Annotated in this window: 9 protein-coding genes; 7 read left to right on the forward strand and 2 right to left on the reverse strand. The window is 37.6% G+C overall.

The window, feature by feature from the left end:
* Nucleotides 1-108: 108 nt before the first annotated feature.
* Nucleotides 109-1536, forward strand: a complete 1428-nt coding sequence (locus RAO94_04370) for an IS1380 family transposase (GenBank protein ID MDP8321570.1) — start codon at nt 109-111, stop codon at nt 1534-1536.
* A gap of 869 nt (nt 1537-2405) precedes the next feature.
* Here RAO94_04370 and RAO94_04375 read toward each other — a convergent pair.
* Nucleotides 2406-4076 (reverse strand): formate--tetrahydrofolate ligase, encoded by a 1671-nt coding sequence (locus RAO94_04375; protein MDP8321571.1) that lies wholly within the window; start codon nt 4074-4076, stop codon nt 2406-2408.
* Nucleotides 4077-4273: 197 nt separating this feature from the next.
* On the opposite strand from RAO94_04375, the gene RAO94_04380 reads away from it, so the two are divergent.
* The 6 genes from RAO94_04380 (at nt 4274) to RAO94_04405 (ending at nt 11545) form a co-directional block, all read left to right on the forward strand.
* Nucleotides 4274-4894: a hypothetical protein gene (locus RAO94_04380; GenBank protein MDP8321572.1), complete on the forward strand. Its 621-nt coding sequence runs from the start codon at nt 4274-4276 to the stop codon at nt 4892-4894.
* 202 nt (nt 4895-5096) lie between these two features.
* Nucleotides 5097-5342 (forward strand): hypothetical protein, encoded by a 246-nt coding sequence (locus RAO94_04385; GenBank protein MDP8321573.1) that lies wholly within the window; start codon nt 5097-5099, stop codon nt 5340-5342.
* Nucleotides 5343-5681: 339 nt separating this feature from the next.
* Complete coding sequence (locus tag RAO94_04390; GenBank protein ID MDP8321574.1) at nt 5682-6497, forward strand: helix-turn-helix domain-containing protein; 816 nt, start codon at nt 5682-5684, stop codon at nt 6495-6497.
* On the forward strand, nt 6494-8275 hold the full coding sequence (locus RAO94_04395) for a right-handed parallel beta-helix repeat-containing protein (GenBank protein ID MDP8321575.1): 1782 nt from the start codon (nt 6494-6496) through the stop codon (nt 8273-8275). The genes RAO94_04390 and RAO94_04395 overlap by 4 nt, the downstream gene beginning before the upstream one ends.
* Before the next feature lie 144 nt (nt 8276-8419).
* Nucleotides 8420-9202, forward strand: coding sequence for a radical SAM protein (locus RAO94_04400; GenBank protein ID MDP8321576.1), 783 nt, complete (start codon nt 8420-8422; stop codon nt 9200-9202).
* Between the two features lie 6 nt (nt 9203-9208).
* Nucleotides 9209-11545 (forward strand): pyruvate formate lyase family protein, encoded by a 2337-nt coding sequence (locus RAO94_04405; GenBank protein ID MDP8321577.1) that lies wholly within the window; start codon nt 9209-9211, stop codon nt 11543-11545.
* A 271-nt stretch (nt 11546-11816) separates the two neighbouring features.
* Here RAO94_04405 and RAO94_04410 read toward each other — a convergent pair whose 3' ends face one another.
* Nucleotides 11817-12842 (reverse strand): putative manganese transporter, encoded by a 1026-nt coding sequence (locus tag RAO94_04410; protein MDP8321578.1) that lies wholly within the window; start codon nt 12840-12842, stop codon nt 11817-11819.
* Nucleotides 12843-13007 lie beyond the last annotated feature (165 nt).

The raw sequence follows: 13007 nt of genomic DNA on the forward strand, positions 1-13007 counted from the left end.
AACCTAACCTGAGCGATTAATATTTTCCTTGAACCCTTTTGGGTGTTTTATATCATAGTTTTAACTACAAAACAGGTGATATAAAAAAATCACCCAAAAGGTGGAAATATGAAAGTTAAAATGCAGTCATTCGGTCAAGGGAAAAGCAGAAGCAATGTTACAATAAATTCTATTGAGAGCACATCTGAGTATATGTCTGGACGTGCAGGTTTGCCATTAGTCTTGAAATATATTGATAATACTGATATCCTATCCCGATTAGGTTACAGATTCCAGTATCTTAAAGAAAGTACCAAAGGATTAGATGTTACCTCATTTTTCAGACAGACAATTGCATATATGATAGAAGGTAGTAAGCTCAATCTTGTGGCATTTAACGAATTGAAACAAGATCCTTCATATGCTGCTTTGCTTGAGACAAATCAAGAGGATTTAGCAAGTACTGACCAGATCAAGAGAATGTTTAACAAGTTTTGTAATGAGCCTCGTCATACCGATATCTTCCGTGATGCACTATCAGATACTTTCATTTCTCATCTTTGTGATGAACAACCGCCTGTTGTAATACTCGGTGTAGATACGATGGTGATGAATAACGATCAGGCTAAAATGCGAGAAGGTTGTAGTCCTACCTACAAGAAAGTAAAAGGTTTTCAGCCTTTAGAATTTTATTGGAACGGCATGATAATTGATGCTGTATTTCGGGAAGGCAAATGTCACTCAAATCATGGTGATGACGTTAAAACAGCAACAAAAAGACTTGTGAAAAAGATCAGAAAGGGTTACAATAATACGGTTCCAATCATTATTAAAATGGATTCCGGTTTTATGAGTGAGGATAATTTTCGATATTTTGAAGAAAAACTCGGCATTTTTTTTATTTGTGCTGGGAAGATGTATAAGTCTATTAAAAATTATATCGGTGAATTACCGGTAAATGAAAGACGTGAATTTGTTGGTTCACATATATGGGATTACATCGAATTTGGTAGCAAGCTCAAAACATGGAAAAAGTTTAGACGCACGATTTATTTGCAAAATAAAAATGCAAACCTTCAATATATTTTGGACTTTGCCCGATCTGACAGCATTATATATACAAACATTGGAATGGATTCCGAGTTATCTGCTAATTTATATGCAGCCATTGATCAAGATATATACGATCCGGAATACATTATCAAAGAATATCACAAACGTGGAAATGATGAATTATGTAATCGAGCTTTCAAGGATTTTGCAACACGTGAGAATTTACCTTTTCAGGGATTTGATCAAAACCAGGCATTTTACTACCTGCTTGTTTTATCACATGTTCTTCTTCAAAGCTATGTAAAAGATATATGTTATGATATTATTGACCGAAACAGTTATCCCACAACTATCCGGCGTAGGCTTATTGATTTTGCGGGAAAGTTTGTTTATCATGCACGCAAAATAATATTAAAAGTGTCAGACCCGATATTCAATAGACTCAAGCTAAATCTCTTATGGGAACGATGTAATTCCCACCAGAGGCAATTAAGCTACATATAAAATTAGTCAGTTTTTCCCGATTTACAGTATCACTGCGTCCAAAAACCGGTAACACCATAGTTTATAGCACTTTCAGCAAATGTAAAAGGTGAAATTGCAACTAAACACACCCAAAAATTAAATCGCAAAGCATAATTTATGATTTCGTTAGAAGAAATGAGTCCTATTTTAACAATCAATTCTGTAAATGTGGAAAGTGATATAGCAATCGCTCAGTTTAGGTAAGTATTGTAATATAAAGGGGATTAGAATCCAAAATTCATCATTACTTAACTTCTTATCAGCGTAATCAGTGTTTTATGTCAAATTCTCATTTCTCACAATTCACGACAATAAATAGCAAAGTGTTACCAAATGTTACTAAAATGTTACCTCATAAAGATAAGCCATTATGTCAGTTACAGCAATAAGTAACATTTTAGCCCCTTTTTGAGATATACATACCCCTATATTTCACTTTTTAGCATACTGCAATTTCCTACATTTTCCTACTGTAATCAATATCTCAAAAAATAAGCTGTATTTATCAACAATATACACTTCTTACTTCTCACATTTCACGACAATAGATAGATAAATGTTAGGAATGTTAGGAAAATGTTAGGTTATAACTATATTCTATTATGTCAGTTACGGCATTTCCTAACATTTTTGCCCCTTTTTCGAATATATATACCACTATATTTAACTTTATTACATTTTTGTTAGCCTAGGGCTGATTACATTACATTAAATCACACCTTCGCACTTTCTCCCCTTCACACCTTCGTTTATTCCCCCTGGTCTGTATTATCTTTAACACATTTAATTTTCAATTTACCATTTTCAATTATTCTCCCCTTCACCTCTTCGTTTCCTCCAGCTCCCGATTAAAATAACCCGCTGATATTGCCATCCTTATCGATATTCATATTTTCTGCTGAGGGATTTTTGGTTAAGCCTGGCATCCGCATGATGTCACCAGTGACAGGCACCAGGAATCCGGCACCCGAAGATATCAATATATCTCTCACAGTAACCAGAAAATCCTTTGGCCTACCCAGCAATTTAGGATTATCAGAAAGTGACTTCTGGGTTTTAGCAATACAGATGGGCAGGTTTTCATAACCGTATTTCTTTATTGTCCGCAGAGCTGCCAGCGCTGCAGGCTGATAGTCAACTGCCTCTGCCCCATATATCTCATGAGCGATCTTGAATATCTTATCCTTAACAGGTGTTTCCAGGTCATAGAGATTATGTAATTTACATTTTTCTGATTCGATCATAGCTGATACCTTTTCTGCCAGCTCAAGTCCACCTTCACCACCTTTACCATGAAAATCTACGATACTCACGTCAAAACCCCTGCTCTTCACAAAGCTAACTACTTCCTGCAATTCCTCTTCAGAATCCGAAGCAAATTTATTGATAGCAACGATAGACTGCATGCCGAACTTTTTAGTATTCTCCAAATGCTTTTCCAGGTTAGGAAGTCCTGCTTTTAATGCTTCCAGATCAGGCTGATCAAGTTCTTTCTTTTTTGCTCCACCATGCAGTTTCAATGCCCTGATAGTTGCTACCAGCACTGTGGCATTAGTGCAAAACCTGCCGATCGGACAGACAATATCAAAAAATTTCTCAGCTCCCAGATCAAAGCCAAATCCTGCTTCAGTTACCACATATTCACTTAGCCGTAAAGCTGTTTTTGTGGCTATGATGCTGTTTGCTCCCTGGGCAATATTAGCAAAAGGACCACCATGCACAAAAGCTGGAGTGCCCTCAGTAGTCTGAACCAGATTAGGTTTGATTGCATCTTTGAGCAGAGCAGTAATTGCCCCTTCATATCCTAAGTCCTTCACATAAATAGGAACTCCGTGATAATTATAACCAATAGTGATCTCACTTATTTTACGCTTCAATTCAGTCAGATCATTAGAAAGGCATAATATTGCCATGATCTCGGAAGCCGGTGTAATATCAAATCCCTCTTCCATTGGAATGCCCTGTGATTTACCACCCAAACCAATAACTACGTCCCGCAGCATCCTGTCATTCACGTCCAACACTCTTTTCCAGGTGACTCTACGGGGATCTATCTGCAATTCATTACCTTGATAGATATAATTATTTATCAAAGCAGAGAGCATATTATTAGCAGCAGTAACGGCATGCATATCACCAGTGAAATGAAGGTTGATCTCTTCCATTGGCAATACCTGAGCATATCCACCACCTGCTGCCCCACCTTTCATGCCAAATACGGGACCTAAAGATGGTTCCCGCAAGGCAACACTGGTCAATTTACCAATTTTATTCAATGCCATTGCCAGACCAATTGAGACAGTGGTCTTCCCTTCTCCGGCAGGAGTGGGAGTGATAGCTGATACCAGTACGAGTTTTCCCATTGGCTTTTTCTTTATCTCTTCCAGACTGGTCAGTTTAAGCTTGGCTTTATAATCTCCATAATGTTCCAGGTCATCACTTGAAAGACCTAATATGGCAGCTATTTCATCAATTTTAAGAGGTTTGATACTTCCGGCAATTTCTAAATCAGATAACATGTTTTTCTCCCATATTCAAGTATAACATATAAAGTAAGCAATTTTATCGCTTAGTCAAACCGAATAAAGTAATAATCATTAAGAAAGTCTCAGTGTATTACAGAACTAAGGTATTGAGTCTTTTTTCATTGACAAACAAATATATGAAATTATTATATTAGAAATAGATTATATTCTATATAATTCAAGGAGTTATAGTGAAGAGAGCAGTATTTACAATAATTCTGATATTTATACTATGCGGTAATTTATTGGCAGAAGAAGATACAAAAGCTAAGGTGGAAAAGCCTGTCTTTATCCCCTCAATGGGATTTGGTATAGGTCTTATGTACCAGTTTAATATGAGTCTGGTAAGAAATAACACTTATTATTGTCTCAGACATTACGTAATAGATCTTGCATTACCTTTAATTGAAGAATATTCTTTACATGAAACTGCTTTATTATATGGAATGACTACTAATTTCAATACCAGAACACTGGGTTATCTGGCATTTTCTGTAGGCCCGTGTATGATTAATTTATATCGGAATTATCCTTACGATGAAGCTGGTTTAGTGAAGGTAACTGATTATGGGCTGGCTGCTGATCTAAATTTTACAAAAGGAATTAGTAACAATTTCGGATATGGGTTTAATGTCACTGCAAATATTAATCGATCAGCTCCCTTTGGTGGTTTATTCTTTTCTTTATATCTGGGAGATTTCACAAATTATAATTATGATCCCACAAAAGTTAAACCTCGGCTTCATGCACCTCCATCTGCAAAGATAATTGATAAAGACAAAATTAATGAAACCGAGCAGCCAAAGGAGTAAATCTCAATAGATTTCAATTTCATGAATTATTTGTTTTTGAATCCATCCCATAAATTCAATATCTGCTGGAAACAGGGTAATACCGGTTCAATAAAGAAAAGCAGATTGGTGTGATATCTATGAGAAGTATGATGTCCTTACAGTATATGGCTTAAAATCAAGAAATTACATGGGTAATCATGGCTGGTATTATGATCTGTGAATGGACTTTTTTAAAGTTCAACATCTTAAACATTACAATAGTGATAGTGAATATTATGATATGCTATATAATATTGCCATCAGTCTGGGTAATAAAGCCTACTTATCTGATCATTTTTACATTAGAAATCAATTGAATATGCACATACCTGTAGATGGCGATGATCTTAAATATGATAGCAATTGGATGAAACCCGGCCCCTTCTTCATGGACTTTGAATTTCTGGTGTTAGATCTTACCTTCTAATTTAGTTACCAATTTAATCTGATAATAAATAAAATATCACCATATTATTCATATTTGCCAATAGGAATATATCTGTCGGAGCAACTTAGCACGTAGTGACATTAAAATGTGAGTACGTGCTTTGTTGTTCCGGATGTAATCAACCAAATGATCATAAATTTTTCTAATTATGTAATATATCAATTACTTATCTATTAGTTAATAAGAAAATGCTTTAACTTATAATAAACTGGACTCGATGACATCATTGAGTTGTTGTACCGTATTACTACAAAATTTATTTGACAAAAAATTGAGTAGATTTACTTGTTGTACCATCAAGGTACAAAAGGAGGATTAGTGCAAAGGTTTGTAAATGATCTGGTGTTAACCGGACTTACAGAAAATGAGGCTAAGGCATATTTACTGCTTTTGAAGAAACCGCTTACTGCTACCCGGATAGCTCAGACAATTGGAGTAAATCGCTCCAATGTTTATGGGATAATATCGACTTTAGTGCAAAAGGGTTGTGTGCGGGAAATAGATGGCAATGTTAAGACGATAATAGCAATAAATCCTGAGGTAGCATTTAACAGTATGAAAACAACTTTAAATATGCGAATGAGACTTATGGACAAGCTGGCAAGAGACCTTGAACCCTATTATGAAGCGGAGCATAACAATAATCATAAAGAAATGATCAAGATACTTCATTCACGAAGCTCCATAATTGAGACGCTTGAACGATTGGAAAAGGATGCTCAATCTGAAGTGCTTGCATTCAGTAAACCACCTTATATCATGGATGTAGACAATTTGAAAACCTTGAATCTACCCCAGAAAGCCAGTGCGAAAAAAGGTGTTATATATCGAGCAATTCATGAGATAGAGCCTGATAATCTGGAAAACTTTGTCAAGAGACTGGAATATTTCCAGAGTATGGGTGAGGAAATATATGTGACTGACAGTCTGCCCATGAAGCTATTTATATTTGATGAAGAAATAGCCGTATTTACGATGGAGAATCAGGAAAGTTCATTTTCTGATTTTACCTTTACATCATTTGAGAATACTGATCTGGCAAAAACCTTTCATCAATTATTTGATCTTTATCTAACAAAATCGATAAGTTTGGAAGAATATAAAATAATAATCAAATCACAGGAGAAAAAATGAGAAAAATGATTTTAGTTTTAGTTATTGTCCTGGCATTTTCGAGTGTGCATGCCATCACAATCCCGGGAGGAGAAGTAAGCGGCAACTGGGTACTGGAAGAGAGCCCCTATTACATTGACGGTAATATCACGATCATTGCTGAATCTACTCTGGAAGTAGAAGCAGGTGTGGAGATACTTTTTAACGACAATTATTCACTGGTAGTAATTGGGAGACTTGCTGCGATTGGTACGGAGTCTGACTCGATTCTTGTATCCCGTGCAGAAGGTGCAATCGGCTGGCAGGGTATCAGATTTATGAATTGCACCGGTAATGGACTGGAGGATTCATCATTGCAATACTGCCGAATAGAAAGAAGTGCAGCTATTGGCGGAGATGAAATGTCTAATGGTGGAGGAATCTATTGTGATAATTCCAATAATGTGGTTATAGATCATTGTTATTTTTATCAAAACTATGCAGCCTGGGATGGAGGAGCAATAAGTTTGAATAATGCTTCAGATATCAGTATCACCAATTGCAGTTTCGTAGGAAACAGTTGCGGGTTTTATGGTGCAGGGATGGTCGTTTACGGTTCTGCACCTGTAATTGATGGATGTGAATTTCGTTCGAATAATTCAGCGGTTTTTGCGGGTGGATTTAGTGCCTGGGATAACTCTGATGTGACAATTACAAATTGCATATTTGAATATAATACTGCCGGAGCATGCAGTGGGATTTATGGAGTAGGCTCAACTTTCAGCCTTTCAAACCTGATATTTATCAATAATGATACTAGTAATGGATCGGGAGCAGCATTAGGATTAACATCCTGCACAACGGAAGGATCAAACCTTACTATTATAGATAATATATCACCCATGAATGGTGGAGCATTCTGGATCTTTGGTGGGACATTAAGTTTATATAACTCCATTTTATGGGGAAATATGCCAAATCAAATCGCCCTTGAGAACGGCAGTAGTGGAACTATAGCTAATTGCTGCATACAGGATGGATTTGAAGGTGAAAACATAATTTCAGATGATCCTGGACTGATTGATATGGCTAATTATGATCTTCATCTAATGGAAGATTCACCCTGTATAGATGCCGGGGATGCTGATCTGGTTTCCTTTACTTTGCCAGAGACTGATCTTGATGGCTTGATGCGGATCATGGATGGTGATGGAGATGGCGAGGCAGTTATTGATCTGGGAGTATATGAATTTGAACTGATCATTATTTATGAACCGCCAGCACATGTAAATATAGATAACACTACTGGATTAATGACCTGGGAGGATCCTTCAATGGAAGGGCTTACCGGTTTTGAAATCTATCTTAATGGCGAATTAGAGGGTATAGTAGAGCCTGATATTGAAGAGTACATGTTTATTGGCTTGATGGAAGGAGAAATCTATACTGTGGCTATAATAGCAATTTATGAAGACGGAGAATCAGAAATTGTGGAAGTGGAATTTATCTATACGCCAACTGGAACAAGTGATAATGAGTTGAGTGCAGTTTCCCTTATGGGTAATTATCCTAATCCCTTTAATCCTGAAACAACCATCAGGTTCTCGACTTCAAAGGAAGGATATGTGGATCTGTCTATCTATAATTTACAGGGGCAGAAGGTTACTACGCTGGTAAATGGAGTATTGAAAGCTCAATCTCATAACATCGTCTGGGATGGCAGAAATGAAAGCGGAAACAGGGTAAGCAGCGGAGTGTACATTTATCAAGTACAATCAGAGAACGAAACAGCTGAAGGCAGAATGATATTGCTTAAATAGCACCTGATTAGTTGTTAAAATAAGATCAAATGCTGAAGCCTAACAATAATTGCAGGCTTCAGCATTTTTTTAACAATCTTTTCTTAGATGCTTGACACGGGATTACAGACTGATAAATTGCAATAAATGTAAATAGGAGGAATATTGCCAATTGGGAATGTTTTTGCGATCAAGAGATTTTCGGTTCATGATGGTCCGGGGATCAGGACTACAGTGTTTTTTATGGGCTGTCCTCTCCGTTGCAGGTGGTGTCATAATCCCGAAAGCTGGTCAGCAGAACCCTTTACATATAAGAAAAAGATAACACTATCCAATGGAAGTGAACTTGAAAAACTTGAGACACTGGGAAATCAGAAGACCGTGGAAGAGTTGGGGATTGAATTACTGAAAGATATTGAATTCTACAAACAATCTGGTGGCGGGATTACCTTCTCAGGTGGAGAGCCTTTATCTCAGCCAGATTTTTTATATGAATGCCTGCAGTTCTGCAGAGATAATAATTTGACAACTGCCCTTGATACATCGGGATACTGGGACTGGAATGATATTGAGAAACTACTTGAGCTAATTGATTTTATCTTATATGATATAAAAGGATTAAGTAATCATAATAAGTATACTGGTGTAGATAATGAGCTGATATTGGATAACCTGAGAAAGCTCCAGAAGGCTGGAGCAACTATCCAGGTTAGGATACCTTTGATCGAAGAAGTTAATGGAAAAGATATTGATGATATTATCACTATACTGCAAAGTATAGGGATAGAAAAAGTGGCACTTCTCCCCTATCATGATCTGGCAAAACATAAGGCTGAGAGATTTAGTTTGAGAGAAAACTCAGAGAGCTTCAGTTGCTCAGCAGAATTTCTAAAAGCAAGCATCACAAAATTTGAGAAGGCTGGCTTTACTGTTCAATCTGGAGGATAATATTAGATGAATAAAAGGATAGAAAGACTCAGAAACAATTCATTATCAGCTATTAACCGTATTTCAGATGAACGGGCTAATTTGATAACTGACTATTATTTACAAAGTGACACAGCCTGCAAACCAGTAGCCATTCAAAGAGCAGAAGCTTTCAGATATTTTTTGCAGCATAAGGCTTTGTATTATAAAGAAGGTGAATTGATAATAGGCGAACGGGGAGAAGCACCAAAGGCAACACCTACCTATCCTGAGATCACTCTTCATTCACTTAATGACCTTAAGATAATGAATGACAGGGAGAAAGTATCCTTTAAAGCATCAAAGGAGATATTTGACTTATACAGAGATAAGATAATTCCTTTCTGGGAAGGTAAAACCAATAGAGATCGTCTTTTTGCTGCTTTGGATGAGGAATGGAAAACCGCCTATCGGGCAGGGATATTCACCGAGTTTCAGGAGCAACGGGCACCGGGACATACTGTTCTGGGTCATCAGCTATTTGAGAAAGGATTCAAGGATATTATTGCTGAGATAGAATCCGCTATGGAACAGCTTGATTTTAGTAATGATCAGGAAGCTCAGGATAAAAGGGATGAACTAACGGCAATGAAGATAGCTGCTGAGGCTATTATAGAATATGCAGAAAGAAATGCAGAATATCTGAGAGAAATTGCTGAGAATGATGAAATGCTGGAAATTGCTGATATATGCAGCAGAACACCTGCAAGTGCACCTCAGACCTTTCACGAAGCGCTTCAGCATTACTGGTTTATCCATTTGGGCGTGGTAAGTGAGCTAAACCCCTGGGATTCTTTCAATCCAGGGCGATTAGACCAGCATTTATACCCATTTTATCAAAAAGGTATAGCTGAAGGCAGTTTAACTAAAGAACGGGCTATTGAGCTATTACAAGCCTTCTGGATAAAATTTAATAATCATCCATCACCACCTAAAATTGGAGTTACGGCTCAAGAGAGTAATACCTATACAGATTTCTGTCTGATCAATCTGGGAGGACTTATGCCTGACGGCAGTGATGCTGTAAATGAATTAAGCTATGTCATCCTGGATGTGATCGAAGAGATGCGTCTGCTTCAACCCAGTTCCATGATCCAGATATCGGCAAAAAGTCCTGAAGAATTTCTGGTACGGGCTTTGAAGATAATAAAAACCGGGTTTGGGCAACCTTCTATATTTAATACAGATATGATCATCAAGGAACTGCTTGCTCAGGGAAAGGAATTGATAGATGCCAGGAGAGGTGGAGCCAGTGGCTGTGTGGAAACGGGAGCATTTGGGACAGAAGCTTATATTCTTTCCGGTTACTTTAATCTGACGAAAGTATTGGAGCTTACACTGCATAATGGTTTTGACCCTGTGAGTAAAAGGCAGATCGGGATAAAAAACGGAGAGTCAGGAGAATTTGATAATTTTGAAGACCTTTTGAAAGCCTATAGAAAACAGCTTGAGCACTTTTTATCTATCAAGATCAGAGGAAATAATATAATTCACAAACTTAATGCAAAGTATTTGAAAGCACCATTTTTATCTACACTGATCCAGGGATGTATTGAAAATGGGATTGATTATAATGCCGGGGGAGCAAAATATAATACTACTTATATCCAGGGCGTGGGTCTGGGAACTATTACTGACTGTCTGTCAGCAATAAATGAGCATGTATATAAGAAACAGGACATTTCTATGGAATATCTGATGACTGCGCTTGACGCAAACTACACTGGTTGGGAGATATTACAGTATGAGCTTCAGGAGAACTCACCGCGCTGGGGAAATGATGATAAAGATGCTGATATCATGGCACAGAGAGTTTTTGAATATTTTTATGAAGCAGTGAATGGCAAGCCTACATCTATTGGAGGAGTACATAGAATTAATCTGCTGCCCACTACAAGCCATATCTATTTTGGCTCTAAAACCGGTGCTACTCCAGATGGCAGAAGGGCATTTACTCCACTATCTGAAGGGATATCACCTGTGCAGGGATATGACCTGAATGGCCCCACGGCAGTGCTTAATTCTGCTGCCAGTATTGATCACTCAAAAACCGGTGGAACGCTATTGAATCAGAAATTCACTCCGGATTTCTTTTCGAGCGCTGATTCGATGAGCAAACTGGCAAGCCTGGTGAGAGGATATTTTGCCATGGGTGGTCATCATATCCAATTCAATGTGGTTGATGCTAGTACTCTGAGGGCAGCACAAAAAAATCCTGAGAATTATAAGAACCTGATAGTTAGAGTAGCGGGATACAGCGATTACTTCAATGATCTGGGCATAGAACTGCAAAACGAGATCATTAAGCGAACAGAGCAGACTTAAGGGGAAAACAATTTTATTTCATTATAACATAAGTATTATAATGTAGTTGTAAGATAAATATATCGATAAAGAAGCCACAGGGAACCCACTCTAGGTGTAAAGGGAGGGTATTAAATCGTTAAATCAATCTCTAAATTATTTATCTACAGGCATTAAAGTAATATTTAGTTGAGAAAATAGTTGAAATCCGGTACTTTTTTGCAGTTACAAGTTTTAAAATAATCTGAAGTAATACAAACGCAATTACACATTATCAGGTTCATTGATTGGGTTAAAATCCAATCGAAAGGGCAATAACTCCAATAACAGCACCGACAACCAGATTGATAAGTTTAACAATGATAAAGCCTCTTTTGCTTTCTGCAAGCATAGGGATCATGCCATGTCCATCCTGAACAATGGAATTTGCCAGCAGAATACTGAATGGAATAGTGCCGGAAGCGAATAAAGTAACAAAAACCAGATGGGGACCTGATTCAGGGATCAAGCCAACCAGCAGAGCAACTACCAGTACCATGTAAATATTGGTTTGCACCCAGACATTAACATCAATATAGTGCATAAGAATATGAATCAGTAGAAGAGCACCAAAAGTCCAGATAAATATTCTGGGGATATGAACTTTTACAATATGATTCCAGAGATGCTCTTTGAGGAAGTGTTCGGGAACAGTAAGAACAATAAACAGTGAGATTGCTGATACAATATTAATAGTGGTAATCATCCATGGTTTCATATCAGCAGCAATATAGCCAAACCCGATAGCAGCGAGTAATAATGCAATGATCACTGTAAGAGCGATTCTCTGGAAAGTAAGATTTTTGAGGTTTTTAGCCAGATTCTCAGGAGAGAAGCAAAGGCATTTTTCTTCTTTATGAATAGGTAATTCACCGAATTTATTAATATGGCTCAATTTGGGAAACAGCTTATCAGTAAAAATTCCAGCAAAGATTCCGATAATAAATGTGAGAGCAATAATCAGCAGGGCATTTTTGGGTATCATTGCCAGCATCACAAAAGTTTCATCTCCGCTGGTAGCGATCATTGCCGTCACCACAGCACCCAGAGAGATAATCCCATGCGAGAACATAGTAACAACAGTGAAGGCCCCCAGGCACCCGGGAATGGCACCTAAAGCAGCAGCAAGTATATACTGACTCCAGGGGCTGCTGTTGATAAAGGTCTGCCAGACACCCCTTGTCTGGACATTTACATATTCTATCACAAGCATCATCACGAAGACAAAACCTGTGATCATAATCGCATGCTTAAAAACTTCAAATAACATTTCGATCATCCTGCACTCCACCTAAAATTTGTACGATAAAATAAATCTGAGATATAGGTGTCAAATAATTCAGAAAAAGCAATAATAATGCTTGCCAGAAAAAGGCAGTATCAATCTATTTGCACCCACGTCGGGATGTAGCGCAGTCCGGTAGCGCACACGGCTGGGGGCCGT

This window comes from Candidatus Stygibacter australis (genome assembly GCA_030765845.1).
GTDB lineage: Bacteria > Cloacimonadota > Cloacimonadia > Cloacimonadales > TCS61 > Stygibacter > Stygibacter australis.

What these genes read in the sequence shown, in the direction of transcription:
- RAO94_04370 (MDP8321570.1), top strand. Translation starts at nt 109, where the DNA reads ATGAAAGTTAAAATGCAGTCATTCGGTCAAGGGAAAAGCAGAAGCAAT.
- RAO94_04375 (MDP8321571.1), bottom strand. Translation starts at nt 4,076, where the DNA reads ATGTTATCTGATTTAGAAATTGCCGGAAGTATCAAACCTCTTAAAATT.
- RAO94_04385 (MDP8321573.1), top strand. Translation starts at nt 5,097, where the DNA reads ATGGACTTTTTTAAAGTTCAACATCTTAAACATTACAATAGTGATAGT.
- RAO94_04395 (MDP8321575.1), top strand. Translation starts at nt 6,494, where the DNA reads ATGAGAAAAATGATTTTAGTTTTAGTTATTGTCCTGGCATTTTCGAGT.
- RAO94_04405 (MDP8321577.1), top strand. Translation starts at nt 9,209, where the DNA reads ATGAATAAAAGGATAGAAAGACTCAGAAACAATTCATTATCAGCTATT.
- RAO94_04410 (MDP8321578.1), bottom strand. Translation starts at nt 12,842, where the DNA reads ATGATCGAAATGTTATTTGAAGTTTTTAAGCATGCGATTATGATCACA.